Annotated in this window: 26 protein-coding genes and 1 tRNA gene; 12 read left to right on the top strand and 15 right to left on the bottom strand. The window is 72.0% G+C overall.

Annotated features, from left to right (window positions below; translation table 11 throughout):
• Positions 1 to 24 precede the first annotated feature (24 nt).
• Both Q9R28_RS07845 and Q9R28_RS07840 read right to left on the bottom strand, forming a co-directional pair.
• On the bottom strand, positions 25 to 336 hold the full coding sequence (locus Q9R28_RS07845; RefSeq protein ID WP_209684196.1) for a hypothetical protein: 312 nt from the start codon (positions 334 to 336) through the stop codon (positions 25 to 27).
• A 25-nt stretch (positions 337 to 361) separates the two neighbouring features.
• Positions 362 to 1,441 (bottom strand): DUF6177 family protein, encoded by a 1,080-nt coding sequence (locus Q9R28_RS07840; RefSeq protein WP_311205826.1) that lies wholly within the window; start codon positions 1,439 to 1,441, stop codon positions 362 to 364.
• Positions 1,442 to 1,658: 217 nt separating this feature from the next.
• Here Q9R28_RS07840 and Q9R28_RS07835 point away from each other — a divergent pair.
• The 9 genes from Q9R28_RS07835 (at position 1,659) to Q9R28_RS07795 (ending at position 10,299) form a co-directional block, all read left to right on the top strand.
• Positions 1,659 to 1,732 (top strand) — tRNA-Gly (locus Q9R28_RS07835).
• Positions 1,733 to 1,776: 44 nt separating this feature from the next.
• A complete protein-coding gene (locus tag Q9R28_RS07830) occupies positions 1,777 to 2,094 on the top strand; it encodes a hypothetical protein (RefSeq protein WP_251154172.1) in 318 nt (105 codons plus the stop codon).
• Positions 2,095 to 2,297: 203 nt separating this feature from the next.
• A complete protein-coding gene (locus Q9R28_RS07825; protein ID WP_066651839.1) occupies positions 2,298 to 2,567 on the top strand; it encodes a GlsB/YeaQ/YmgE family stress response membrane protein in 270 nt (89 codons plus the stop codon).
• A 92-nt stretch (positions 2,568 to 2,659) separates the two neighbouring features.
• A complete protein-coding gene (locus Q9R28_RS07820) occupies positions 2,660 to 3,781 on the top strand; it encodes an AI-2E family transporter (protein ID WP_311205825.1) in 1,122 nt (373 codons plus the stop codon).
• A gap of 37 nt (positions 3,782 to 3,818) precedes the next feature.
• Positions 3,819 to 4,934, top strand: a complete 1,116-nt coding sequence (locus Q9R28_RS07815) for an FAD-dependent oxidoreductase (RefSeq protein ID WP_311205824.1) — start codon at positions 3,819 to 3,821, stop codon at positions 4,932 to 4,934.
• A gap of 28 nt (positions 4,935 to 4,962) precedes the next feature.
• Positions 4,963 to 6,024 (top strand): glycerate kinase, encoded by a 1,062-nt coding sequence (locus Q9R28_RS07810; RefSeq protein WP_311205823.1) that lies wholly within the window; start codon positions 4,963 to 4,965, stop codon positions 6,022 to 6,024.
• A gap of 123 nt (positions 6,025 to 6,147) precedes the next feature.
• Positions 6,148 to 7,656 (top strand): RNA-binding domain-containing protein, encoded by a 1,509-nt coding sequence (locus Q9R28_RS07805; RefSeq protein WP_311205822.1) that lies wholly within the window; start codon positions 6,148 to 6,150, stop codon positions 7,654 to 7,656.
• A 474-nt stretch (positions 7,657 to 8,130) separates the two neighbouring features.
• Positions 8,131 to 9,177: an NAD(P)-dependent alcohol dehydrogenase gene (locus Q9R28_RS07800; protein WP_066651831.1), complete on the top strand. Its 1,047-nt coding sequence runs from the start codon at positions 8,131 to 8,133 to the stop codon at positions 9,175 to 9,177.
• 162 nt (positions 9,178 to 9,339) lie between these two features.
• Positions 9,340 to 10,299, top strand: coding sequence for a helix-turn-helix domain-containing protein (locus Q9R28_RS07795; RefSeq protein ID WP_311205821.1), 960 nt, complete (start codon positions 9,340 to 9,342; stop codon positions 10,297 to 10,299).
• A gap of 31 nt (positions 10,300 to 10,330) precedes the next feature.
• Here the strand turns inward: Q9R28_RS07795 and Q9R28_RS07790 are convergent, their stop codons facing one another.
• Genes Q9R28_RS07790 through Q9R28_RS07775 form a run of 4 tightly spaced genes read right to left on the bottom strand, consistent with a single transcriptional unit; the run spans position 10,331 to position 14,314 of the window.
• Positions 10,331 to 11,755 carry a hypothetical protein gene (locus tag Q9R28_RS07790; RefSeq protein WP_311205820.1) on the bottom strand — a complete coding sequence of 475 codons (1,425 nt, stop codon included), beginning with the start codon at positions 11,753 to 11,755 and terminating at the stop codon, positions 10,331 to 10,333.
• Complete coding sequence (locus Q9R28_RS07785) at positions 11,755 to 12,678, bottom strand: TIGR03943 family putative permease subunit (RefSeq protein WP_311205819.1); 924 nt, start codon at positions 12,676 to 12,678, stop codon at positions 11,755 to 11,757. The genes Q9R28_RS07790 and Q9R28_RS07785 overlap by 1 nt, the downstream gene beginning before the upstream one ends.
• Positions 12,665 to 13,678, bottom strand: coding sequence for a permease (locus Q9R28_RS07780; RefSeq protein ID WP_066651825.1), 1,014 nt, complete (start codon positions 13,676 to 13,678; stop codon positions 12,665 to 12,667). The genes Q9R28_RS07785 and Q9R28_RS07780 overlap by 14 nt, the downstream gene beginning before the upstream one ends.
• A gap of 57 nt (positions 13,679 to 13,735) precedes the next feature.
• A complete protein-coding gene (locus tag Q9R28_RS07775; protein WP_251159929.1) occupies positions 13,736 to 14,314 on the bottom strand; it encodes a TetR/AcrR family transcriptional regulator in 579 nt (192 codons plus the stop codon).
• A 94-nt stretch (positions 14,315 to 14,408) separates the two neighbouring features.
• On the opposite strand from Q9R28_RS07775, the gene Q9R28_RS07770 reads away from it, so the two are divergent.
• Positions 14,409 to 14,723: a multidrug efflux SMR transporter gene (locus Q9R28_RS07770; RefSeq protein ID WP_311205818.1), complete on the top strand. Its 315-nt coding sequence runs from the start codon at positions 14,409 to 14,411 to the stop codon at positions 14,721 to 14,723.
• A gap of 1 nt (position 14,724) precedes the next feature.
• Positions 14,725 to 15,105 (top strand): multidrug efflux SMR transporter, encoded by a 381-nt coding sequence (locus Q9R28_RS07765; protein WP_311205817.1) that lies wholly within the window; start codon positions 14,725 to 14,727, stop codon positions 15,103 to 15,105.
• A gap of 94 nt (positions 15,106 to 15,199) precedes the next feature.
• Here Q9R28_RS07765 and Q9R28_RS07760 read toward each other — a convergent pair whose 3' ends face one another.
• On the bottom strand, positions 15,200 to 16,339 hold the full coding sequence (locus tag Q9R28_RS07760; RefSeq protein ID WP_066651817.1) for a CE1758 family FMN-dependent luciferase-like monooxygenase: 1,140 nt from the start codon (positions 16,337 to 16,339) through the stop codon (positions 15,200 to 15,202).
• A gap of 246 nt (positions 16,340 to 16,585) precedes the next feature.
• On the bottom strand, positions 16,586 to 17,383 hold the full coding sequence (locus tag Q9R28_RS07755) for a phosphatase PAP2 family protein (protein ID WP_311205816.1): 798 nt from the start codon (positions 17,381 to 17,383) through the stop codon (positions 16,586 to 16,588).
• Positions 17,384 to 17,720: 337 nt separating this feature from the next.
• Here Q9R28_RS07755 and Q9R28_RS07750 point away from each other — a divergent pair, with 337 nt between their 5' ends.
• Complete coding sequence (locus tag Q9R28_RS07750; protein WP_158407721.1) at positions 17,721 to 18,170, top strand: DUF4383 domain-containing protein; 450 nt, start codon at positions 17,721 to 17,723, stop codon at positions 18,168 to 18,170.
• Positions 18,171 to 18,447: 277 nt separating this feature from the next.
• Here Q9R28_RS07750 and Q9R28_RS07745 read toward each other — a convergent pair whose 3' ends face one another.
• From Q9R28_RS07745 to Q9R28_RS07715, 7 genes are all read right to left on the bottom strand, one after another.
• Positions 18,448 to 19,755, bottom strand: a complete 1,308-nt coding sequence (locus Q9R28_RS07745; RefSeq protein ID WP_209684228.1) for an ATP-dependent RecD-like DNA helicase — start codon at positions 19,753 to 19,755, stop codon at positions 18,448 to 18,450.
• Positions 19,752 to 21,716 carry a cytochrome c oxidase assembly protein gene (locus Q9R28_RS07740; protein ID WP_311205815.1) on the bottom strand — a complete coding sequence of 655 codons (1,965 nt, stop codon included), beginning with the start codon at positions 21,714 to 21,716 and terminating at the stop codon, positions 19,752 to 19,754. The genes Q9R28_RS07745 and Q9R28_RS07740 overlap by 4 nt, the downstream gene beginning before the upstream one ends.
• Positions 21,717 to 21,893: 177 nt before the next feature.
• On the bottom strand, positions 21,894 to 22,181 hold the full coding sequence (locus Q9R28_RS07735; protein ID WP_058727660.1) for an HU family DNA-binding protein: 288 nt from the start codon (positions 22,179 to 22,181) through the stop codon (positions 21,894 to 21,896).
• Positions 22,182 to 22,472: 291 nt separating this feature from the next.
• Entirely contained in the window at positions 22,473 to 22,778 is a 306-nt protein-coding gene (rpsN, locus tag Q9R28_RS07730) for a 30S ribosomal protein S14 (protein WP_022903745.1), read from the bottom strand.
• Positions 22,779 to 22,780: 2 nt separating this feature from the next.
• The gene (gene rpmG / locus Q9R28_RS07725; protein WP_022908193.1) at positions 22,781 to 22,951 is read right to left on the bottom strand and encodes a 50S ribosomal protein L33; all 171 of its coding nucleotides are present in this window, start codon (positions 22,949 to 22,951) and stop codon (positions 22,781 to 22,783) included.
• Complete coding sequence (gene rpmB / locus Q9R28_RS07720) at positions 22,951 to 23,187, bottom strand: 50S ribosomal protein L28 (protein WP_022903747.1); 237 nt, start codon at positions 23,185 to 23,187, stop codon at positions 22,951 to 22,953. The genes rpmG and rpmB overlap by 1 nt, the downstream gene beginning before the upstream one ends.
• 487 nt (positions 23,188 to 23,674) lie before the next feature.
• Positions 23,675 to 24,370: an alpha/beta hydrolase gene (locus tag Q9R28_RS07715; protein ID WP_311205814.1), complete on the bottom strand. Its 696-nt coding sequence runs from the start codon at positions 24,368 to 24,370 to the stop codon at positions 23,675 to 23,677.
• Positions 24,371 to 24,374: the final 4 nt, after the last annotated feature.

Genomic DNA, 24,374 nt, shown 5'->3' with positions numbered 1-24,374 from the left:
GCGGGGTTCGGACCCTGCGTCCGGTCAGTCGCCGTGGACGATGCAGACGGCGTCGAGCTCCATCGACGCCTCGAGCGCAGCGGTCACACCCGGCTCGCCCTCCGGGCCGAACGGCGTCACCGTGTCCACCCACCACAGCGGCGCGGACAGCGTCGGGGCGTCCGGCAGGATCCGCGCGACCTCGTCGATCGAGTCGACCCGTCGGACACCGAGCACCGTGATCACCGGGTGCGTCGCGTCGCGGCAGACCTGCAGCACCGGACCGTCGTCGAGTGCACGGACGCCCCACGACTCGTCGTGCAGCAGCAGCGCCTCGGCGACGTCGCGGGTCTCCACCGGTCCACGGCAGAGGAGTGTCACGTCACGCGGCACCCTGACCGCCCGTGCTCCGGCCGGAGGTGGCGTGCGACCCGCGGTCGTGGCCGTCCAGCGCGCCGTCGTCGTGTGCGGGGTCGAGCGGAGCACCGCCGACGAGCTGCAGGAAGCGGTCCTCGTCGATGCGGTCGAGGAACGACTCGAGCGCCTCCCACCCGTCGTCGAAACGCACGACCAGTCCGCCGCCGCCGAAGCCCGACGTCGACGTGCGCGGTGGCGGCCACTCGCCGGCACGGTCGAGGAACTCCGCCGCCTCCGGACCGACGACGACGGCCAGCGGGGTCGGTTCCTCGTGGGCAACGGCGCGGACCAGGTGGTCGGCGTCACCACGGCGCTGCATCACGACGCCGAACACCGGCTCGACCTGGTCGGCGACGCGGTGCACCGCGTCCAGGAGCCGCGACGCGAGGGCCGGGTCGGCACCGTGCTCGGGGATCGTCAGCACCGCGGACATCGTCTCCACGACCACGCCGTCGAGCAGGTGCGCGGTCATGGTCGCCGAGAACCCCTCGCCGTGCGCGTACGAGGTCGAGACCTCCGGGGCCTCGTGCTTGGCGTACTGCGTGACGACCCAGCGGTCCCACGGCACCGTGAGCGGCTCACTGGTGCCCCAGTGCGTGGGACAGGTGCCGACGGTCTCGCACAGGGCCTCGATCGCGGTCCCCATGTCGACCGACCGACCGGCGTGGTGGCGCAGGGTCAGGTCGATGCTGATCTGGCGGACCGAGTCCGGCGATGCGAGGTGTCCCGGCGCCGGCGGACCGACGAGTTCCGGCCCGCGGCGGACGAAGTCCTCGATGCCCGAGGCGCCGACGCCCGTGCGGCCGTCCCGCATGCTGCCGTCGGGACCGTCCACGGCCCATGCTGCCTGGTGCACGCCCAGCGCGTGCCGCAGGGCGGGGGTGACGGATGCCTCCTGGCCGGTGCGGAGCACGACCGTGCGGCCGGACTCGGACGCACGACGGAGCAGCGAGGCGAGCGACTCCGTCAACCACACGACCGGCGATGCAGAGCGGACCACGATGGCGGGGCCGACCACGTCGTCGATGAGGGGATGCCTGACCATCCGGGTCCTCCTCCGGTAGGGCGTCGGAACCCCCTGGACGGTACACACGCCGACGACACGTGTCCGTCGGCCAGGGGACCTCACAGGGGAGACACGGCGACCGGGCCGGACCGACCGGGAGGCCCGGCCCACCGCCGCCACGGACCGTGCGGCGCGCGTTCGGCTGGCGTCCAGCGGAGAATCCGCTAGGCTTGCTGCGTCCCGTCCGGCGGGATGCGCGAGTGTAGTTCAATGGTAGAACTCCAGCTTCCCAAGCTGGTAGCGCGGGTTCGATTCCCGTCACTCGCTCCACTGGTCCCCCTGATGCCCGTCGTCAGCCTCGCTACGCTGCGTGCATGACGTCCTGGTGGGATCGCACCGATCCGTCGGACGACCCGCGACTGTCGAACCGCATGCCGGACGGGATCGTCGCGTGCTGGTGGAACGTCGTCGGCGGCGCTGCGCTCGTGGTCGGGTTCCCCACGATCGTCCTCACGAGCGGCTCCGACGCCGCCCACGTCGTGTTCGCGCTCTCCGGGTTCGTGATCGCCGTCGTCATGGAGGCGTTCTTCCTCCGGAAGCTCCTGCAACGGCTCGCCGGCCGTCGAGGGCTCCGCGCCGAGCACGCCGAGGAGCAGCGACGCGCACGGGAGGACACCGACGAGCAGGGCTGACGCCTCGGTGAGGTACACGCGGCTCCGAACCCGCCCGGGCAGCGCCTGGTAGACCTCGTTGGACGAACGCGTCAACGGTCGATGCACCGTGTGGGCTCCCGACGGAGCCGGCGGCCCTCGTGCTCCAGTCCCGAGCGGCTCACCCCACCTCCGGCGTCCCGGACCCACACGTCACGCACGTCCGCACAACGAAAGGACCACCCATGAGCTTCCTCGGCTTCATCCTCCTCGGCCTCATCGCCGGCGCCATCGCCAAGCTGATCCTCCCCGGTCGGCAGGGCGGCGGCTGGCTCGCCACGCTCGTCCTCGGTGTCATCGGCGCCCTCATCGGCGGCTGGATCGGCGGCGCGGTCTTCAACGTCGGCTACGACGGCTTCTTCAGCATCCAGTCCTGGATCATCGCGATCCTCGGCGCGCTCGTCGTGCTGGTGATCTGGGGCCTCATCACGGGCCGCCGCGGGAGCCGCGCGTAGTCCACGAGCTCCACGACGACGGGAGGCGCGGTGCCGGACGGCACCGCGCCTCCCGTCGTTCCACCAGTCAGCACGACCCGGAAGACCCCGCCATGCACCTGCGCCGCTCCCCCGCCCCGACCAGCGTCCGCCCGCGCACCTGGACCGACCCGTACGGCCGACTCGCGGTGCGCTGCCTGCAGACCGTGGTGATCGTCGTGGTCATCGGCGGGATCGTCACCGCTGCGACCACACTGAGCCTCGTCACGATCCCGGTGCTGCTCGCGCTCATCATCGCGTCGGCCCTGCACCCGCTGGTCGGCTGGCTCCGTCGGCACGGGGTCCCGTCGGTGCTCGCCACGACGATCGCGTTCGTGGCCGTCCTCGCGGTGCTCGCCGGCGTCCTGTGGCTCCTCGTCGCCGCCGTCGCGAACCAGTGGTCCTCGCTGCAGGACTCGGCGGTCGACGGGCTCCAGCAGGTGCAGGACCTGCTCCACGAGCTGCCCGTGCGCATCACCGACGGGCAGATCGAGGACGCCGTGGACGGTGTCGTCGACTTCGTGACGAGTGCCCGGTTCGGGGCGGGGGCCGTCGCCGGCATCTCGGCGGTGACGAACGTCGTCACCGGGGCCGTGCTGATGGCGGTCATCCTGTTCTTCTTCCTCAAGGACGGCCCCGCGCTGTGGGAGTTCCTGCTCCGCCCGTTCACCGGCGAGCAGTACGACCGTGCGCGCCGCATCGGGGACCGCGTGGTGACGACCCTCGGCGGGTACGTGCGCGGGACGGCCGCCGTCGCCGCCTTCGACGCGGTCGCGATCGGCACCGGGCTCGCCGTGCTCGGCGTCCCGCTGACGATCCCGCTCGCGGTGGTGGCGTTCGTGACCTCGTTCATCCCGATGATCGGCGCACCGATCGCCGGCACCCTCGCGGCGCTCGTGACCCTCGTCGCACTCGGGCCGGTGAAGGCGGTCATCGTCGTCGCGATCGTCGTGCTCGTCAACCAGATCGAGGGCAACTTCCTGCAGCCCGTGCTCATGGGCAGGACGCTGCGGCTGCACGGGCTCGTCATCCTGGTCGGCCTGACCGCGGGCACCGTGCTCGGCGGCGTGACCGGCGCGCTGCTCGCGGTGCCGCTCATCGCCGCCGGGTGGGGCGTCGTGCAGGTGTGGAACGGCGAGGACGCTCCCGCGACGCCCTGGCGGCAGAAGCGGCGCGAGACGGTACCGGTCAGCTGAGCGCAGGGCGGTCACCATGCCGCACTACGCTGCCCTGATGGACGGGACGCAGCCGGACGAGACCCGGTTCGACGGGCACGTGGTGATCGGCGGCGGCGTGGTCGGCGCCGCAGCAGCCTGGGCCCTGACCGCCCGCGGCGAGCGCGTCCTGCTCGTCGAGCAGCACGGTCGCGGACACCTCGAGGGCTCGTCGCACGGCACGACCCGGATCTTCCGGCAGGGCTACAGCGACCCGGAGTACGTCGCGCTGACGACCCGCGCGCTCGCGCTCTGGGACGCCCTCGAGTCGACGACCGGCACGACGTTGCTCGACCGGACGGGCGCGGTCGACCACGGCCGGCCCGAGGTGGTCGACGCCATCGCCGCGGCGCTGGCGGACGCCGGGATCCCCCACGAGACCCTGACCCCGGAGGCCGCCGCGGACCGCTGGCCCGGCATCGCGTTCGAGGGGCACGTCCTGACCCACGCGACGGCCGGACGCATCCGGTCGGCCGACACGATCGAGCTCCTGCTGACGCTGGCGGAACAGACGGGCCTCGCCGAGCTCTGGTTCGGCACCCGGGTGGCGGCGGTCGCGGACCACGGGGACGCGGTCACCGTGACGCTCGACGACGGCACGGCGCTCCGCACGGCGAGCGTGGTGGCCGCGGTGGGGTCCTGGGCGCCCACGCTGGTGGGTGACGTGCTCGCCGCACGCGGGGCGCGCCTCCCGGCCGTCCGCGTCACCCAGGAGCAGCCCGCCCACTTCCCGACCCACCTGCCGGACGAGGCCTGGCCGTCGTTCGTGCACTGGGCCGACGGCGACGACGTGTACGGGTTGCTGACCCCGGGCGAGGGCGTCAAGGTCGGGTTCCACGGCACCGGCCCGGTCGTCGACCCCGACGCCCGCGACAAGCGCCCCGTGCCCGAGGAGGCAGCGCGGCTGCAGGCCTACGTCGCCCGGTACGTCCCCGGCGTCGACGCCACACGCCCGACGTTCATCAGCTGCCTGTACGACACCACGCCGGACGAGGACTTCGTCATCGACCGGCGCGGACCGCTCACCGTCGCGACCGGGTTCTCGGGCCACGGGTTCAAGTTCGCGCCGCTGCTCGGGGAGCTCCTCGCCGACCTGGCGACCGGTGGCGAGCCGATCCCCCGCTTCGCCCTCTGACCGCCCGCCGCCCCGCTACGGTGGTCCGGTGCGCGTCGTCATCGCTCCCGACTCCCTGAAGGGCACCGCCACGGCGGCCGACACCGCGCGGGCGGTCCGGGCCGGGTGGCTCGACGAACGGCCGGAGGACGACGTCGTCACCGTGCCGATGGCCGACGGCGGCGAGGGCACGCTCGACGCGTTCGCCGCGGCGTACCCGGCGGCCGAACGCGTGCCCGTGACGGTGACCGGACCGGCCGGCACCCCCGTCGACACCCACTGGCTGCGCCTGCCCGACGGCCGGGCCGTGGTGGAGCTCGCGGCGACGAGCGGGCTGCCGCTCCTGGGCGGGGCACTGCTCCCGGAGACCGCGACGAGCCGAGGGTTCGGCGAGGCGATCGCGGCGGCGCTCGACGCGGGCGCGACCGGGCTCGTGCTGGGCATCGGGGGCAGCGCCTCCACCGACGGCGGACGCCCGGTGCTCGAGGCGCTCGGGCTCGCCGTCGGTGCTTCCGGCGCGGTCGACCGGTCGGGGCTCCGGCCCCTGCCCGCCGGTGGGGTGGTCGTCCTGTCCGACGTCACGTCACCGCTGCTCGGGCCGGCCGGTGCGGTGGCCGTGTTCGGACCGCAGAAGGGCATCACGCCGGACGCTGCCCCGGCGTCCGAGGAGCGGCTCGCCGCCTGGGCACGCAGCCTGCCCGAGGTCGACCCCGCGACGCCCGGTGCCGGTGCCGCGGGCGGTGTCGGCTTCGGGCTGCTCGCCTGGGGCGCGACCCTCGCACCGGGAGCGCTCGCGGTCGCGGACGTGCTCGGACTCCCGTCGCTGCTCGACGGCGCCGACGTCGTGGTCACCGGCGAGGGACGCTTCGACGAGCAGAGCGCCGCGGGCAAGGTGCCGACGGTCGTCCGGGCGCTCGCGACGGAGCACGCGCCGGGGGCCCGGGTGGTGCTGGTCGCGGGCGAGATCGAGGCGCGGCTGGACGACTTCGCGGCGGCGGCCTCGCTCGTGGTGCTCGCGACGCAGACGACCGGTGAGCCGGACGACGCCCTGCGTGACCCGCTGCGCTTCGCGACGATCGCCGGGCAGCGGTTGGCACGGCTCGTCGGCTGAGCGCCCAGCCTCGTTGTTTGACTGGCAAATCTCCACAGGCTTGCGTTCCGCATCAGAACAGGCAACCGCGGTCTCGTATTGTTTGACTCGTGGTCTCAGTCTGACGCATGAGGGGATCGGCGGATGGTTCAGAGGTACTCGGACGATGAGTTGCGCGAACTCGTTGATGCGCTGCGCGCTGGTGGCCGGGAGACGGAGTGGATCGAGTTCAAGCACAACAACGCCGATCCAGAGCGGATCGGCCGGTACATCTCGGCGCTCGCCAACACCGCTGCGCTGGCGAACACGAGCCGCGGTTACCTCGTCTGGGGTATCGAGGACGAGAGCCAAGACGTCGTCGGGACGACCTTCAACCCTGATCGTGCGCCGGTGCGGGGTCAGGAGCTCGAGTTCTGGTTACGCCGCAAGCTCCGTGACAGCGTCGACTTCTCCTTCGAGCAGACCGAGCTCCAAGGCCAGCACGTCGTGCTGCTGTCGGTTGACGCAGCGCGGGACCGTCCTGTCGAGTTCGAGCACATCTCCTGGGTGCGAATCGGATCCAACCTGACGAAGTTGTCGGACTGGCCAACCGTCGAAGCACGGCTCTGGTCGGTCTTACGCGGAGAGTCCTTCGAGACAGGCGTGGCGAGGGACGGTGTCGTCGCCGAGCAGCTGACGGATCTCCTCGATCTTCCCGTGTACTTCCGCCGATCAAGAACCCCTGCCCCAGAACGGCAGAACGAACTCTTGATCATCTTCGAACGTCTCGGCGTCATCCAGGTCGAAGACTCCGGTCGCTGGAAGATCACCAATCTGGGCGCACTCCTCTTCGCACGAGATCTGAGGCAGTTCCCGAGCCTCGAGCGCCGGGCCGTGCGTGTCGTGCAGTACGCGGGTGTCGACCGGATGGAGACTGTTCGGAGGCAGGATGGCGCCAAGGGTTACGCACTCGGCTTCACGGGACTCCTCGCCTGGGTGAAGGCGATACTTCCCGCTCGCGAGATCTACGTTGAGGGCGAGCGCAGGACAGAGGAGGTCTTCACGGATCTCCTCCTTCGCGAGGTCATCGGCAATGCGCTGATCCACCAGAGCTTCACAGACACGGGTAATGGGCCGCTCATCGAAGTCTTCTCCGACCGGGTGGAGGTCACGAACGCGGGTCCGCCTCTCCTTCCGATCGATCGTTTGATCAACCTTCCGGCCGTGTCCCGGAACGGGAAGCTCGCAGGGATGATGCGACGCATGAACCTCTGTGAGGAGAACGGCACCGGCTGGGACAAGATCGCGAGCGAGACGGAACGAGCCGGCTTGCCCTCCCCGAAGGTCGAGGTCGTGGAACATGCCACCCGCGTCATCGTCTACGGACCGAGGAAGCTCACCGCCATGCAGCGTGAGGACAAGGTTCGGGCGGTGTACTTCCACGCGTGCCTCCGTTGGGCGTCGTACGAGCGACTGACGAACGCCTCCCTCCGCTCGCGGTTCGGCATCAGTGCAAGCAACAGCTCGCAGGTCTCACGCCTCATCAGCGATGCAATCGAAGCCGGGCAGATCGCGCTCTACGACGACACCGTGGGTCACCGCGCAAAGTCCTACGTCCCCTACTGGGCTGCCGCGGACGACTCCACGAAGGCGGCTTCCGACGATCGAGAGTGACGGCTCACGCGGGACGAGCGAGTACGTCCGAAAATCCCGGTCCGCAAATTGACTCGTCAGCGGAGGGCGGGCACGCGGGCTGCGTATCTCGTCTTCGTGCAGTCCTGGCTCGTACGGGCCGGCACCGAACCGATGCTCACGATGGGGAATCGCTGGCACCGCTCGAAGCACCGGTGCGGTGGACCGACTACGCGACCAGGGCGGAAATCTCGAATCAGACGCTGCAGAAGCGGCAGTCGGAGTTCCTGGCGTTGGGCAGCATGATGGCGCTCTCGGCGTAGCTGCGCGAGCTCGGAACGCCGAAGTCGAAGTCGGTGGATGCAACCGCTGACGACCGCCCACGTTGCGACGAGGCGACACGCCCGCCCGGGCGCACGAGGGGTACCCCGACGCAACCTCCCTGCCCCCGGGGCGCGGGACCACACTGGGGAGCGGGTCGCACCCGACCCGAGAAGCACCCCCACGAGGAGACCAATGCGCACCGTCAACGCGTACGCGGCACCGTCGGCCACCGAGCCGCTCGTCAAGACCACCATCACCCGTCGTGACGTCGGCCCCGACGACGTCATGATCGACATCGCCTACGCCGGGATCTGCCACTCGGACATCCACACCGTCCGCGGCGAGTGGGGTCCGATCCAGTACCCGCAGGTCGTCGGCCACGAGATCGTCGGCCACGTCACCGAGGTCGGCGCGAACGTCACGAAGCACCAGGTCGGTGACCGGGTCGGCGTCGGCTGCATGGTGAACTCCTGCGGCGAGTGCGAGCAGTGCCGTGCCGGCCAGGAGCAGTACTGCCTCGAGGGCAACATCGGCACCTACGCCAGCGTCGACCCCGCCGACGGCTCGATCACGCAGGGCGGCTACTCGCAGGCCGTCGTCGTGAACGAGGACTTCGTCCTGAAGGTGCCGGAGTCGCTCGACATCGAGAAGGTCGCGCCGCTGCTCTGCGCCGGCATCACCACCTACTCGCCGCTGCACCACTGGAAGGTCGGCCCCGGCTCGAAGGTCGCGGTCGTCGGCATGGGCGGCCTCGGCCACATGGCCGTCAAGATCGCCGTCGCCCTGGGCGCCGAGGTCACCGTCCTGTCGCAGACCACGTCGAAGGAGGCCGACTCGCTCCGCTACGGCGCGAAGGCCCACCACGCGACGAAGGACCCGGCCACGTTCGAGCAGCTCGCGCAGTCGTTCGAGCTCATCATCAACACCGTCTCGGCGAAGCTCGACATGAAGGCGTACCTCGGGCTGCTCAAGGTCGACGGCACGCTCGTCAACGTGGGCGCCCCGTCCGAGCCGCTCGAGGTCCCGGCGTTCGCGCTCATCCCGCGCCGCCTGAGCTGGGCCGGTTCGGCCATCGGCGGCATCGCCGAGACCCAGGAGATGCTCGACTTCTGTGCCGAGCACGACATCCTGCCGGAGACCGAGCTCATCAGCGCCGACCAGGTCAACGAGGCGTACGAGCGCGTACTGTCCTCGGACGTCCGCTACCGCTTCGTGATCGACGCGGCCACGCTGGCCTGACGACGGGTCCACGGACGGGAGGCGCGGTGCCGGCCGGCACCGCGCCTCCCGTCCGTCCGTCCATCCGGAGTGGCACCACCCTCCTTGTCCGCAGAACGCGAGACAGCAGTCCGGGCTGCGCGACGCGCCCGCTGCGCCGACACGAGGAGGGAGGCTGGTTCGATGGACGACACGACGAACGAGGGACTCCGCTCCCTGGTGTCGGTGTCCGGCAGTGACACCGACGGCGCGATCGCCGACCTCGCCGGGATGTACGCCGGCAAGGCCTGGCACTCGGCGCACGTCGACGACGACTACTGGTACCGCTACGTCGCAGTCGGCGACGAGCGCATGAGCATCCGCCGGTCGCAGATGCACGGCTCACTGCGCGGCGACGTCGCCGTCGAGGGCGAGGTCGTCGTCCAGTGGCTCGACTCCGGCACCGCGACCGTCGACACCGGCCGGAACGCCGTCCGCATGCAGCCGGGCGTCCCCGTGCTCTTCCCGATCGAGCAGCGCTTCGAGATGGAGTACCGCGACTGGGACCAGCGACTGGTGCACCTCGACCGCGACCTCGTGCTCGACGTGGCCTCGGAGCGCCACCTCGTCGACGGCACGCTCGCCTTCGACCGGTTCACGCCACCCACGACGGCGGCTGTCGAGCGGTGGCGCGCGTCGGTCGCATCGGCGGTGCGGGCGCTGCGCGACGGGGGCGCGGGATCGCTCGCGTGGCACGAGTCCCAGCGAGAGGTCGTCCGCTCCCTGCTCGACCTGTACCGGTTCCACGGGGAGCCCGCTCCCGTCGGCTGGGGTGAGCACCGCAACGCCCGCGTCCGCTCCGCCGTCGAGACCGTCCACGCACGGGCCCACGAGCCGCTGACGGTGTCCGCCATCGCCATCGCTGCCGGTCTGAGCGTGCGCGGACTGCAGGAGTCCTTCCAGCGGACCCTCGACCGCACGCCGATGCAGTACCTGCGCGAGGTGCGGCTGCGTCGGGCGCACGACGACCTGCTCCGTGCCGAGCCCGGCTCCGTCGCCGTCGCCGCGATCGCGGCCCGCTGGGGCTTCACCCACATGGGACGGTTCTCGGGCGAGTACCTGCGGCGGTTCGGCGAGTACCCGAAGCAGACGCTGCGGCGCTGACCCCGGGCCGCTGCTCGTCGCTCGTCGCCGGTCAGCCGACCTCGTCGCCGGACGGCAGCGCGCCGCACCAGTCGACCGAGGACGCCTGCACGCTCGCCTCGAGGGTGCCGGAGGAGGCGTCCACGACGCTCACCAGGTCCCCCGACGCGGACCGCGTGGTGACCGCGAGGAACTGACTGTTCGGGGACGGGCAGACCGCGGTGACGCTCGCGTCCGCCGGCACCGTCACGGGCAGCCGGGAGGCACGGCTGCCGTCCACGCGCACGATCCGCTGGGCGAGGGTGCCGTCGGCCCGCACCTCGCCCACCACGCGCACGTACGTGTCGTCCGTGAGCGGGGCGATCCGACCGAGGTACGGCGCATCGGTGCTGCCCCGCGGTGCCGGCAGCTCCTGGCGCTGCCCGTCGGTCAGGTCGAGCCGGACGATCCCCGTGCCGGTCTCGACGACCGCCGTGGTGCCGCTGCCGACGTAGCCGTGCAGGTACGTCGCGCTGCCGAGCCGGACCGGGTCGTTCCGCCCGCTCATGTCGACGAGCACCAGGTCGTCGGAGCCGGTCCGCACCAGGGCGCTCTCGGTGCGGGGCACGTACGCCCACTGCCCGACGGTCATCGGTTCGGCACCGGCGGTCGGCTTCCCGTCGGCCGCGATCGCCGTCGGCAGGTGCGTGCCGGTCATGTCGACCACGTACAGCCCGACGTCCCGCGACTGGCCGGTCGACGTGTCGGCGTACTCGAACCCGAAGGACGCCCCGTCGTCGGCGACGTGCAGCGCGGTCACCCGGCCCGCCGCGGTCGGGAGCGTCAGCCGCTCGACGGGGGTGCTGTCGTCCTGCACGCCGCCGGCCAGGGGCACGATCTCGACCGTCGAGCGACCGTCGGCACCGCGGACGACGACGAGCGAGCGGCCGAGGCGCGCGTACTCGGTGATGCCCGTGGACTCGAAGACCGTGGTGGCGCCGCCGGCGTCGAGGGAGCGCCGGACGATCCGGTCCTTCCCGCCGGACGGAGCGGGCACGAGGGCGAGCACGTCGGTGCTGCCCGTCGTGATCGTCGTGCGGAGCTCGGACGCGGCGGGCTGCCCCGGGGCGCGGACGTCGCGCACGGCGATCTCGTACGTGCGGTCGTAGGCGAGCGGCCCGGCGAACTCGACCGCGATGGTGTTGCCGCTCGAGGTGACGGTGTGCGGGGCGGACGGAGTCACGGTGACGGCGTCGGCCGGCACCTGCTGCAGGGCCTGGTTCGCGGTGAGGATGACGCGCTGCGCCGGCCGGGACACGAGACCGGTGGCGTCGTAGGTGACGTCACGGAGCCGGGGGCCCTGCTGCGAGCCGACGACCGCGGCGACGGCGCCGACGAGCACGAAGACCGTGATCGACGCCACCAGTCGGCGACGGAACCGGTCGCGCGGGCGGCGGCGGAGCGGTGCGGTGTCGTCGGTGTCGGTGTTCGTGCGCATCAGTACTCGTAGGGGTCCGTCGGCTGGTCGATGGCGCGGACGTCGGCGGCACGGATGACGATCCGTGCGTCGGCGGACTGGTCCGGGTTCGCCGCGAGCTTGCCCGTGACGCGCACCCACTGGTCGGCGTCGGGCACGGGGCCGTCGACGACCACACCGAGGCCGACCGGTTGGGCGTCGACGGCGCAGCAGCTGATCACGAAGCGCGTCAGCGTGAAGGACCCGTCCGCGCCCGGGACGACGAAGCCGGAGAGCTCGACCGGCTTGCCGACCAGCGCGCTCGTGTCCGTGGTCTGACGGATGAGCGCCGCCCAGTCCTTCACGCCGTACTCCGAGGTGTCGACGCCCTCGCTGCCCAGCAGGGCGACGTCCTGCGTGCCGGTGGCGTTCGACAGGGTCGGGGTGTCGACGCTCCGCTGCTGGGCGGTGCGGGCGGACAGGGTGGTCGGCGGGAGCACGAGCATGGCGACCGTGACCCCGACGGTGGCCGCGGCCGCGATGCCGCCGAGGACACCGCGGGTGACCCGGGCGGCTCCGGGGGCGCGGCGACGGACCGCCCGGGCGGCGTCGGAGCCGTGCTCGTAGGCGGTCCCGTCGTCGGGCGTGCGCGCGTGGCCGCCACCGTGCGCGTGGTCGCCACCGTCGGCGTGGGCGGCGTGCGCGTGGTGGTGCTCGTCGGCGTGGGCGACGTGCGCGTGGTCCTGCTCGTCGTCGTGGGCGTGCCCGTGCCCGCGCGCCACGGCGACGAGCCCCGCCACCGAGGCCGGTACGGCGACCGCGGCGAGGATGATCGTGAACAGGTCGTACCGCGGGTTGATGTACAGGTCGAGGTGTCCGACCAGGGCGAGCCACAGCGTGCACAGCGCCACCGCGAGCACCGACCCGAGCCCGAGGTACGCGGGAGCCTTCTCAGACGAGGACATTCATCACCAACCCGACCGCCGCGGTGAACAGGACGCAGACGACGGCGAGCAGCACCAGGAAGCGCGCGCGGAACGTCGTCCGGAGCAGGGCGATCATCTTGACGTCGATGATCGGCCCGATGAGCAGGAACGCCGTGATCGACCCCGGCAGGAACGTCGAGGCGAACGACAGCGCGAAGAACGCGTCGACGTTCGAGCAGAGCGAGATCGTCATCGCCAGGAGCATCATCGCGGCGACCGACAGCACCGGGTTCGCGCCCACCGCGACGAGCGTCGACCGGGGCACCGCGACCTGGATCGCGGCCGCGAGCCCGGCACCGACGAAGAGCGCGGGCATCATCGTCGCGGTCTCGCCGCCGAACTGCGACGCGCTCTCGCGCCAGCGGTTGCGGGAGCGCGGTGCCCCGACGGCGGCACGGCACCGGGCCTCGAACGCGGGCAGGAGCAGCTCGGCCGGGCGACGGTGCGCGGCGACGATCCACCCGACCAGGTTCGCCAGCACGAACCCCCCGACGATGCGGACGACGAGGATCCACCCGGACCACCCGAACGCCTGCGCGGTGCTGATGATCACGAGCGGGTTGAGGATCGGCGCGGCCACCAGGAACGTGACGGCCTCGGCGGGGGTGAACCCGCGCATCATGAGCCCCCGGGCGAGCGGCACGTTCCCGCACTCGCACACCGGGAAGAGCATCCCGATGAGCGAGATGACCGCCCGTCGGGGCAGCGGCCGCTCGGGCAGGATCCGCTCGAGCACGCCCGCCGGCACCCAGACCTCGACGACGATCGAGAGCACGATGCCGAGCACGACGAACGGCAGCGACTCGACGACGACGCTGATGGCGAGCGTCAGGAAGTCCTGCACGACGTCGGGCAGCCCGGCCGTGCCCACGCTCGGCGACACCACGCGCACGCCGAGCAGCACCACGACGGCGCCGAGCACCAGGCCGGGGCCGGTGAGCGTGCGGGTGGGGGCGGGGCGAGTGGGAGCGCTCGTCACCGGGACAGGATAGGCGAGGAGCGCGCCGGCTCCCTCCGGGCCGCGCGGGGACGGGTGTCAGTCGGAGGGCAGGCCGGCCAGGTGTCGGTCGAGCAGGTCGACCGCCCACTCGGCGGACTCCCCCGGGGCGAGGCGTGTGACGTGCACCGCGAGACCGTCGACGAGCGCGTGGAGTCGGCACGCCTCGTCGGCCCGCTGGTCCTCCGGCACCCCGACGAGTGCGACGATCCGGTCGCACCACGTGCGCATCTCGGCGACCACCCGGTCCAGGGCCGGTCGGAGCGCAGCGTCGGTGAGCGCGGCGTTGCCGAGCGCCAGGTACACGTCGAGCTCGACCACCCGCTCGTCGTCCAGCGGCAGCAGCTCGAGCAGGATCCGGCGTGCGGTCTCGCGGTCGGGCAGCCCCTCGGGGATCGCGTCGATCCGTTCACGGGTCCGGTCGAACACGAGCGTGATGGTGTGCTCGCGCATCGCCGCCTGCGTCGGGAACACGTAGCGCACGGTGCTCGGCGGCAGCCCGGCCTCGGCGGCGACGCCGCGGACACTCAGGGCGCCCAGTCCGTCGCGGGCGAGGACGCGGCACGCGGCGTCGGACACGTCGAGACGGCGCTGTTCGAGGTCCTCGCGGGTGGTCACCAGCACATCGTCGCACGCTCGTGCGACTCGTGCTAGCGTCGGTCCGGCAGGAGTCGCACAGTCGTGCGACTCGCGACGAGGAAGGGAGACCGCCATGGCATGGGTCGTGCTCGTCCTGTCCGGTGTGCTCGAAGCGGTGTGGGCCACCGCACTGAGCGCGTCGAACGGGTTCAAGAAGGTGGTGCCGACGGTCGCGTTCGTGGCCGGCATGGTGCTCAGCATGGTGGGCCTCGCGTTCGCCATGAAGGCGATCCCGGTCGGCACGGCCTACGCCGTGTGGGTCGGCATCGGGGCGTCGCTGACGGTCATGGTCGCGATCCTCCGCCGCCAGGAGGCTGCCTCCGTCGCCCGTGTCGCCCTCGTCCTCGGCCTGGTCGCCTGCGTGGTCGGCCTCAAGGTGGTGAGCTGACGTGGCGTTGCTCGTCCTGTTCGTCAGCGCGGCGCTCGAGACCGTCTGGGCCACGGCCCTCGGCGCGAGCGACGGCTTCACCGCCCCCGGCCCGACCGCCCTCTTCGCGGTCACGATCGTCGTGAGCCTGGTCGCGTTCGGGTACGTGCTGCAGCACATCCCGATCAGCACCGCCTACGCGGTGTGGACGGGCACCGGCGCGGCCCTCACCGTCCTGTGGGGCATGGCGACCGGCGCCGAGCCCGTCACGTTCCTGCGCCTGCTCTTCATCGCCGGCATCGTCGCGTGCGTCGTCGGCCTCAAGCTGGTGCCGGCCCGCCCGGTGGCGCCGGCCCCGGAGCCCGGGGCCAGCACCGCTCCGCAGCAGTCGCCCCGCGCGTAAGAGAGAGTGCGATGGGTCGGAACGCGCGTGGCGACGGACGGGAGGCGCGGTGCCAGCCGGCACCGCGCCTCCCGTCCGTGAGGGGGTCACGTGATCAGACGGACGCACCCGTCCACTCGTCCTCGGCCGCGACGTGGTCGCTCGCCGCGGTCCCCGCGGCGAGCGCGGCGGCCACACGGTCGGCGTGCGAGGGCGGGTCGGACGGCACGTGCGCCGGACGGTCCGCCTCGTTGATCCTCCGGAGCTCGGGGACGATGTCCTCGGCCAGGATGTCGATCTGCTCGAGCACCGTCTTGAGCGGCAGCCCGGCGTGGTCGATGAGGAACATCTGGCGCTGGTAGTGCCCGACGTGGTCCTTCATCGTGGCGTAGCGGTCGATGACCTGCTGCGGCGAGCCGACGGTGAGCGGGGTCTGGGCGGTGAAGTCCTCCATCGACGGGCCGTGGCCGTACACCGGGGCGTTGTCGAAGTAGGGGCGGAACTCGTCCCAGGCGTCCTGCGAGTTCTTCCGGGCGAAGAACTGCCCGCCGAGGCCGACGATCGCCTGGTCGGCCGTGCCGTGCCCGTAGTGCTCGAAGCGCTGGCGGTACAGACCGACCATCTGCTCGGTGTGCTGGATCGGCCAGAAGATGTTGTTGTGCAGGAAGCCGTCGCCGTAGTACGCGGCCTGCTCGGCGATCTCCGGCGTGCGGATCGAGCCGTGCCACACGAAGGGCGCGACCCCGTCGAGCGGACGCGGGGTCGAGGTGAAGCCCTGCAGCGGGGTGCGGAACTTCCCCTGCCAGTTCACGACGTCGTTCTCCCACAGCTGGCGGATGAGCGCGTAGTTCTCGATGGCCAGGTTCACGCCCTGACGGATGTCCTGCCCGAACCACGGGTAGACCGGACCGGTGTTGCCGCGGCCCATCATGAGGTCCATGCGGCCGTCGCTGATGACCTGGAGCATCGCGTACTCCTCGGCGATGCGGACCGGGTCGTTCGTGGTGACGAGGGTCGTGCTCGTGGACAGGGTGATGTGTTCCGTCCGACCGGCCAGGTAGCCGAGCATCGTCGTCGGGCTCGAGGCGACGAACGGCGGGTTGTGGTGCTCGCCGGTGGCGAAGACGTCGAGGCCGGCCTGGTCCGCGTGCTCGGCGATCGTCAGGATGTCCCGGACGCGCTGGGTGTCGTCCGGCGTGGTGCCGGTCGTGGGGTCCGTCGTGACGTCGCTGACGGTGAAGATCCCGAACTGCATGGTGCCCGCCTCCTGGTGCTGGCTACTGGTGCTGCTGGTTCGATGCGTTTGCATCGACTTGCCGGGTACAACGTACCGCAGCCCCGGGCATTCCCGCCAGCGCCGAGTGCGTCCGGAGGCACACAGCGCAAGGTGGACCCGGAGGCGCTCAGCGCCGGGTGTGCCTGGAGGCGTTCAGCGGCGACGCCTCCCGGTCGTCGAGGCGTCCGCTCGTTCGGGGGGGGGGCAGTCCGCCTGGACTGCAGCTCAGCGGCGGGGCGGCAGGGCGCGTTCGTCCGTCTGCGCGGCGTGGTGGAGCCCGTCCGCGAGCCACACGACCGTGACGACCGCCAGCACGCTCACGCTCGACGCCATGCGGCCCGCGACCAGGACCGCATCGTGCAGGTCGGCGACCCCGGCCAGGCCCGCGACCACGGCGACCACCCCGACGAGCAGACCGACGCCCGTCGCGACCAGGAGCAACGCGGTCACCAGGCGACGGGGGCCCCGACGCCCGTCCCGGTCACCGCGCTCCCCGCGGTCGACCCGCGGTCCGACGGCACGGACGAGCCCGAGCCAGAACAGGGCGATCGCGCAGGCCCCGACGATGTCGCTCACCCGGTGCCAGCCGTACACGACCGTCTGGTTCGCCACGAACACGGCGTAGGCAGCCCCCACGATCGTCACCACCGGTCGCCAGCGCCGGGGCGTCACGAGGAGCACGGCGAACAGTGCCGCGAGCGCGATCGTCGCGTGTCCGGAAGGGTACGAGTTGGGCGTCTCCGACTGGGCGATCTCCGGGCGCTCGGCGATACGCTTCACGAGAGTCGAGGTGGCTGCCGACGCGAGCACCACGACGCCCGCTCCGAGTCCGACCGCGAGCCGGCGCCGGGCGAACGCGACGGCGGCGATCACGACCACCAGCAACAGGATGACCGGCACCGAGATGACGTTCAGTGCAGTGTCCGACCCGAACAGGTCGGACTCCCGGACCCCGCCGAGCGCGGCGTCCTCGACCCGCTGCCCGACCGGCGTCAGCACGGCGACGGCGTAGACGAGAGGCACGATCACGAACCCCAGAGCCGCCAGCAGCCCCCACCGCAAGCGCCGCGAGACCAACGGTCCGCGCGACTCGGGCGCGGTGCGTTCGGGCGTGCGGGTCACCGGCGTGGTCCTCCTCGGTGTGGCGATCATCGGTCTCCTCGTCCGGCTGGTGCCGCGCGTGCGATTCGGACGGTCGGGGTCCGACACGATACCGTTGGTCCGCCGGTCCGCGCCTGTGAACCAGGGGTCAGCCACCTCAGGATCCGACGGCCGCACCACCCGTGCACCGCGGGCAGGTGCTCCGGCTCCCGCCGCCGGTCCGTCCGGTGCGACCACCCTGTACCAGGAGGAGACCGAAGTGGCCATCAAGGAACCCAGCATCACGGCGTCGCCGAACCGGGGCCTCGCCCTGACGGTGGGATCGCTCCTGGCGCTCTGGGGCTTCCTCGGCTTCTTCTTCGCCGCCGACGGCGACCCGGGCTTCTTCAGCCGCGAGGGCGGGATGCTCTGGAATGCCTTCGGCGTCAACCCGGCGATGTGCCTGCTCTGGATCCTGCTCGCCGTCGTGCTGCTCATCACGAGCCTCGGCACCACCATCGGTGCGCGGAACGGCAACCGTCTGGTCGGCGTCGTGCTCGTCGTCATGGCGGTGTACGGCTTCGCGCTCGGTGGCACCTCGGCGAACGTCTTCGCGCTGACCTTCGCGGACAACCTGTTCCACGCGATCATCGGCGTCGTCCTGCTCCTCACCGCCTTCGGTGCGGACCGCGAGAACGTCCGTGCGATCCGGGCGGCCCAGCGCGCCTGACGCGCCCGTCGTACGTCCTCGACGCCCCGTCCACCGGCTGGTGGGCGGGGCGTCGTCGTCGTCGGGGCTCGGCCCGGGCTCGTCGAGCGGGCAGGACCCACCACGGGTGCTCCACCGAGCGGGCAGGACACGCCAGGGTCGTCCGCCGAGCGGGCAGGACTCGTCGACGACTCCCGCCGACCGTGACGGATCCGGCCCGATCGGCGGGTGACGACCGTGACGGATCTGGCCCGATCGGCGGACGTCCGACACCGGGGGGGGCGGAGGGGCCGGCGCGTCAGTCGCCGTCGGGGTCGGGCGCTGCCTCGAGCTCGGTCGCCACGACCCGCGGCGCCTCCGACATGAAGCGTCGGACGTCGAGGTCCACGATGATGTCCTGCGGCCGCAGCGGACGAGTCAGGTAGAGCCCCTCGAGCGACGTCAGCCGCGACAGCGCCACGTACGTCTGCCCGGCGCTGAAGACCCGGTTGCCGAGGTCGACCACCGCGCGGTCGTACGTCGAGCCCTGGGACTTGTGGATCGTCACGGCCCAGGCCAGGCGCAGGGGGAACTGCTGGAACTCCCCCACGGTGTCCTTCTTCAGTTCCTTCTTGTCCGGGTCGTAGGAGTACTTGAACTTCTCCCACACGGACGGCTGGACCTCGAAGGATTCCCCGTCGACGTCGACCCACACGGTGTCCCGGATGGTGGTCACGACGCCGAGCGTGCCGTTCACCCAGCGCTGGTCGGGGTCGTTGCGGAGGAACATGACGTGCGCGCCGGGCTTCAGCTCGAGCGCCTCGTCCGCCGGGAAGTTCCGCCCGCCGAAGTCGCCGTTGACGTCGGCCCTGGCGGTCTTCACCGTGCCCGGCAGCCGGTCGAGGGCCGCCTTGTTGATCCGCGCGACCGTGTCGTTCCGGGTCGCCAGGGTGATGGCGTCGTCGGGCGCCGGCCGGGCTCCGGCCGTGTTGAGCTGTCCGGCGATGTCGGCCGTGACCCGACCGTGCCGCACCGCGGTGAGCATCGCCGCGAAGGCGTCGTCACGCTGCCGGTGCACGGTCGCGAGCTCGACGATGTGCAGCTCGGCCTCGAGCCAGACCTTCGCGTCGAAGAACCACATCGACCGGTAGTGGTCCGTGAAGTACGCCCGCTCGTCGCCGTCGCCCGGGACCGGCGGCAGCTGGTACGGGTCGCCGAACATGACGACCTGCACGCCGCCGAACGCCTCGAACTGCCGTCCGCGGGCCTTGCGGAGCGACCGGTCCATCGCGTCGAGCAGGTCGGCGTTCACCATCGAGACCTCGTCGATGACGAGGGTGTCGATCGTGTTGAGGAGCTTCCGGGTCTCCGGCCCCTGACGGAGCTCGGCGTCGGCGATGAGCCCGATCGGCAGCCGGAACAGCGAGTGGATCGTCTGCCCGCCGACGTTGAGCGCGGCGACGCCGGTCGGAGCACAGATGACGACCTGCTTCTCGGTGTTCCACGACAGGTGGTTGAGGAGCGTCGACTTGCCCGTGCCCGCGCGTCCGGTGATGAAGACGTGGTCGCGGGTGTGCTCGATGTACTCGAACACCGCCCGCTGTTCGGCGCTGAGCTCGACGCTCACCGCTCGGCCGTCCCGGACGCCGGTGCCGGGTCCGGTGCCGTGCTCGCCGACCCGGTGGCGGGCGCACGGTCGGGCGCGGATCGGTCGCCGCGCAGTCGGAGCACCGTGACGACGACGACCGTCACGAGCAGCGCGATCCCCGCGACGACGAGCACGACTCCGGCCCGGGCCTGGTCGTCGATCGGGGTCGGTCCCCACTCGCGGCCCATCGCGCCGAACCACGACGCCTGGAGCAGGCCGAGGGGCCCCTGCATCGCGATGCCGAGCGAGACGGTGCCCGCCGCCACGACGACCGCGCCCGCGATCCGCACGAGCGCCGCGCCGGTGCTCGCCGCCCGGGCACCAGCGGCCACCGGGGTGAGGAGCGTTGGCACGGCGGACAGCCCGACGAGCAGCAGCCCGACGTCGACCAGGGTGCGGCCGGACGGGTCGCTCACCGACCAGCGCAGGACCTGGGTGGCGTAGAGCCCCCACCAGACCGCGGCCAGGAGCACGAAGGACGGGAACGGCTGCGCCAGGTACCGCACCACGCCGTTGTCGACGAGCAGGCCCGTCCACTCGCGGACGCCCGTCGAGCCGTCGTCGCGCGGGTGCACGGCGGACCGGATGAGCTGCACGGGCGCGGCCGCCCAGAGGAGTGCGGGGACGACCAGGCCGAGCAGCACGTGCGCGCCGACGTTGGCGGACACCAGGAAGCGGTCGTAGGTGTGCAGCGATCCCGACGTCGCCAGGACCAGCGTGACGACCGCGATCGCGGCGGCGACGGAGCGGCGCACCGGCCAGGAGACACCACGACGCCGCAGTCGGACCACGCCGGCGGTGTACGCGGCAGCGGCGAGCACGGCGGCCAGCAGCCAGAACAGGTCGATGTTCCAGGCGGTGAGCCAACCCCACGACCCCGGCGCCGCGGGGAGCGGGTCGTCGGTCAGCAGCTCGGCCGGGGTCGGGTTCGTCGTCTTGCTGAGGGCGACCTCGCCGGCCGGCGTCGCGGTCCGTCCGAGCGCTGCGGCGAACCCGCTCGCGATGCCCATCACGGCGAGTTCGACGAGCACGAGGGTCCAGAACGCACCGCGGCGCTCCGGGGCGTCGGTGAGCGACCGGATCGCACGACGACGTTGCACCGCGCCGAGCACGCCGATGCCGACGAGCGCGGCGGTCTTCACGAGCACGAGCACGCCGTACGGGCTGGCGAGGTTCGCCGGGGCGCCGATGCGGATGATCGCCGACGCCGTGCCGGACACGGCGACGAGCACGAAGCAGCCGAGCGCGATGCTCGAGTACCGCGCGACGACGAGCGGCAACCGGTCACCGGGCAGCACGTTCCGCAGGAGCACGACGAGCAGCAGGCCACCGACCCACAGGGCCGCGCCGACCAGGTGCAGCCCGAGGGCGGTCACCGCCGAGTCGTGGCTCGCGGTACCCGCGGCGTGCCCCTGCTGCGCGAGCGGCACGAGCCCGACCATCGCGACGCCGGCGGTGAACGCGACCATGCCCCGCCCGCGGACGGCGAAGCAGAGCACCGTCACGGCGGCGGCGATGAGCACGGAGACCAGCCACGCGGTGCCGAGGTCGGTGCCGGTGAGGAAGACCCCCATCGACTGGCCGAACTGCTCGTCGAGGCTGAGGGCCGACCCGGCGACGGACAGGAACGTGAAGAAGGTCGTGGCGGCGGCGGCGACGGTCCAGACCCCGGCGGCACCGGCGGCGACGTCGATCGCGCGGTTCCACTCGGGGCGGGTGCGGGAGAGTCCGACGATGGTGAGCGCGAGCCCGCCGATGGTCGCTGCCGCGGACAGGTCGACGACGAGCCGAGCGATCGGCAGCCCGAAGCGCACGACCGCGCCCGGGTCGGCGATGAGTGCGCGATCCGCCCCGCCGCCGATCACGAGGGCGACGAGGAGGGAGACGAACCCGACGAGCAGCAGCACGGCGGGGCCGGCGATGCGTGCGATCCGGTCCACCCGACAAGCCTAGGCGGTGCCCGACCGACCACGGCACGCCGGGTGGGTCGACCTGTGGGCGGTGCGCCGCGCCTCCAGGCCGTGCAGGACCGGCCGGGGCACCGCGGACACGGGAGCCGCCCGGGAACGACGGAAGGGACGGCCGGAGCCGTCCCTTCCCGGTGGTGCTGAGCGGTCCTACTTGACGGCAGCCTTGAGCTTCGAGCCGGCGCTGACCTTGACCGAGTCGCTCGCGGCGATCTCGATGGCGTCACCCGTCTGCGGGTTGCGGCCGGTGCGCGCGGCGCGGTGGGTCTTCTCGAAGGCGATCCAGCCCGGGATCGTGACCTTGGTGCCGTCGGCGACCGACGACGAGACGACGCTGAACAGCGCGTCGACGACGCCGTTGACGGTGGCCTGGCTCTGGCCGGACTCCTGCGCGACGGCAGCGACGAGCTCGGTGCGGTTCAGTGACTTGTCAGCCATGGATGTCCTCCTCGGACTTCTTGCAGTGTCGGTGGGACGTCCGGGACGCCCGCCCGCCCGGAGCGGGGTGCCCTGGACGTGGTGGCCCCGCGGACGAGCACGCCCGGCGGAACCGTCAGCGAACCTACCAGCCGAGCGGGGTCCGGACGACCGACTCGCCCGGATTTCCGGGGTTGTGGAGGGTCTGGAGGGGTCCGAGTGACGGATGTGGCGACCGTGTACCCCGCTCGGGCCGGGAACGACGAACGCCCCGTCCCTCTGCAGGGACGGGGCGTTCGGTGGTGCTGGTGCTTACCAGGAGCTCTTCGTGATGCCCGGCAGCTCGCCACGGTGGGCCATGTCGCGGAAGCGGACACGGCTGATGCCGTACTCACCGAGGTGGCCACGGGGGCGACCGTCGATGGCGTCGCGGTTGCGGTAGCGGACCGGCGACGCGTCGCGCGGGAGCTTCTGCAGGCCGACGCGGGCGGCCTCACGCGACTCGTCGGTGCCGTTCGGGTCCACGAGGGCCTTCTTCAGCTCGAGACGACGCTCGGCGTAGCGCGCGATGACCTCGGCGCGCTGGTTGTTCTTCGCGATCTTGCTCTTCTTCGCCATGCTTAGCGCTCCTCACGGAAGTCGACGTGCTTGCGGATCACCGGGTCGTACTTCTTGAGCACGAGGCGGTCCGGGTTGTTGCGACGGTTCTTCTTGGTCACGTAGGTGAACCCGGTCCCCGCGGTGGAGCGGAGCTTGATGATCGGACGGACGTCCTGACCCTTCTTGGCCATCAGATCTTCTCCCCACGGGCGAGGAGATCCTTGACGACGGACTCGATGCCGCGTGCGTCGATCACCTTGATGCCCTTAGCGCTGAGCGTGAGCGTGACGTTACGACGAAGCGAGGGCACGTAGTACGTCTTCTTCTGCACGTTCGGGTCGAAGCGACGCTTCGTCCGGCGGTGCGAGTGCGAGATGTTGTGTCCGAAGCCGGGGGTGGCTCCGGTCACCTGGCACACTGCTGCCATGGTTTCCTCCTGAGGTACCGAGCGACCGGACGGCCGCTCCCAAGGTCACTTGCCTGGCACGCACGCGCTCGTCACCGTGAGGTGACCGCAGCGAGGGGGTTGTGCGCGCCGCCCAGGCCCGCTGACCCTGTCGAAGGACCCGCAGACACCGCGCGACCGCGGCGTACGCGACGGTCGGAGGGCTTGGAACAACTGGGTCTGCCACGCGGACGCGGCGGACCAGGGGTCAACGTTACGGGACGGCCGCGCGTGTCGCAAGCCGGGCCTCCCGTCCGGGTCGCACCGGTACCGGCCTGGAGGCGCGGCTCGGCCCCGTCACGCCGGTTCCGGTCCGGCCTGTCTCGGCACTCCCGGTCGCATGACGTGCCGTCGGGCGGCTCGGTAGACGGCATGTCGTGCGACCAGGACGGATGCGCGCGGCAAGTCGTGCGACGAGGACGGCCAGGAGGCCCGGACGCGCCCGGACGAGCCCGGACGCGCCCGCGGCCTACGGTCCCGCGGTCGGCCGCGGCGCCAGCGCCTGCACCAGCAGCGCGCCGAGCTCCCGCGGAGCCGTGACCATCGGCCAGTGCCCGGTCTCGAGCCCCACGATCGTCAGGTCCTCGACGGCGACGAGCTCCGTCGTCCACGCATGGTGCTCCGCCACCATCGCCGCGAGGTCCGTCGCCGGGACCTCGCACGACACCACCGTCGCCGGGATCGCGCGCCGCGCGGGGTCGGTGTAGTGGAAGGGGTCGGACGCCACGGCCGCGGGCTCCGGGACCGCCCGGCGCTCGAGGTCCTCCCGCACCGCGGGCGTCACGTCACGCACGGTCGCGGGCTCCCAGACGTCCCACGACGGCAGCGGTACGACCCCGTCGACCACGGGCAGCTCGTCGTTGACGACGGCGCCGTCCGGCCCGGGGAACGTGTCGACGTAGAGCAGGTGCGCCACGAGCGACGGTCGTCGATCGGCGGCCATGAGCACCATCGGACCCGCACCCGAGTGCCCGGCGAGCGCGACGGGCTCGTCCGGCGTGGCCACGGCGTCGAGGACCGCCACGATCCCGGCGACCTGCTCGTCGAGCGTGTCGCCCGTCCGCGTGATCGCCTGGACGGAGTGTCCGGCCTCCTGCAGCACGGGCGCCACCTCGTCCCACGCGCTCGCGTCGAGCCAGAACCCGGGCACCAGGATGACGTGCATGCGC

This window comes from Curtobacterium sp. BRD11 (assembly GCF_031844345.1).
In the GTDB taxonomy this organism is placed as follows: Bacteria; Actinomycetota; Actinomycetes; order Actinomycetales; family Microbacteriaceae; genus Curtobacterium.
Note: the sequence above shows the minus strand (reverse complement) of the source record. Positions and strands in the feature narration are given on the sequence as shown.

What these genes read in the sequence shown, in the direction of transcription:
- Q9R28_RS07840 (WP_311205826.1), bottom strand. Translation starts at nt 1,441, where the DNA reads ATGGTCAGGCATCCCCTCATCGACGACGTGGTCGGCCCCGCCATCGTG.
- Q9R28_RS07830 (WP_251154172.1), top strand. Translation starts at nt 1,777, where the DNA reads ATGACGTCCTGGTGGGATCGCACCGATCCGTCGGACGACCCGCGACTG.
- Q9R28_RS07825 (WP_066651839.1), top strand. Translation starts at nt 2,298, where the DNA reads ATGAGCTTCCTCGGCTTCATCCTCCTCGGCCTCATCGCCGGCGCCATC.
- Q9R28_RS07820 (WP_311205825.1), top strand. Translation starts at nt 2,660, where the DNA reads ATGCACCTGCGCCGCTCCCCCGCCCCGACCAGCGTCCGCCCGCGCACC.
- Q9R28_RS07815 (WP_311205824.1), top strand. Translation starts at nt 3,819, where the DNA reads ATGGACGGGACGCAGCCGGACGAGACCCGGTTCGACGGGCACGTGGTG.
- Q9R28_RS07805 (WP_311205822.1), top strand. Translation starts at nt 6,148, where the DNA reads ATGGTTCAGAGGTACTCGGACGATGAGTTGCGCGAACTCGTTGATGCG.
- Q9R28_RS07800 (WP_066651831.1), top strand. Translation starts at nt 8,131, where the DNA reads ATGCGCACCGTCAACGCGTACGCGGCACCGTCGGCCACCGAGCCGCTC.
- Q9R28_RS07795 (WP_311205821.1), top strand. Translation starts at nt 9,340, where the DNA reads ATGGACGACACGACGAACGAGGGACTCCGCTCCCTGGTGTCGGTGTCC.
- Q9R28_RS07790 (WP_311205820.1), bottom strand. Translation starts at nt 11,755, where the DNA reads ATGCGCACGAACACCGACACCGACGACACCGCACCGCTCCGCCGCCGC.
- Q9R28_RS07785 (WP_311205819.1), bottom strand. Translation starts at nt 12,678, where the DNA reads ATGTCCTCGTCTGAGAAGGCTCCCGCGTACCTCGGGCTCGGGTCGGTG.
- Q9R28_RS07770 (WP_311205818.1), top strand. Translation starts at nt 14,409, where the DNA reads ATGGCATGGGTCGTGCTCGTCCTGTCCGGTGTGCTCGAAGCGGTGTGG.
- Q9R28_RS07760 (WP_066651817.1), bottom strand. Translation starts at nt 16,339, where the DNA reads ATGCAGTTCGGGATCTTCACCGTCAGCGACGTCACGACGGACCCCACG.
- Q9R28_RS07735 (WP_058727660.1), bottom strand. Translation starts at nt 22,181, where the DNA reads ATGGCTGACAAGTCACTGAACCGCACCGAGCTCGTCGCTGCCGTCGCG.
- rpsN (WP_022903745.1), bottom strand. Translation starts at nt 22,778, where the DNA reads ATGGCGAAGAAGAGCAAGATCGCGAAGAACAACCAGCGCGCCGAGGTC.
- rpmG (WP_022908193.1), bottom strand. Translation starts at nt 22,951, where the DNA reads ATGGCCAAGAAGGGTCAGGACGTCCGTCCGATCATCAAGCTCCGCTCC.
- rpmB (WP_022903747.1), bottom strand. Translation starts at nt 23,187, where the DNA reads ATGGCAGCAGTGTGCCAGGTGACCGGAGCCACCCCCGGCTTCGGACAC.
- Q9R28_RS07715 (WP_311205814.1), bottom strand. Translation starts at nt 24,370, where the DNA reads ATGCACGTCATCCTGGTGCCCGGGTTCTGGCTCGACGCGAGCGCGTGG.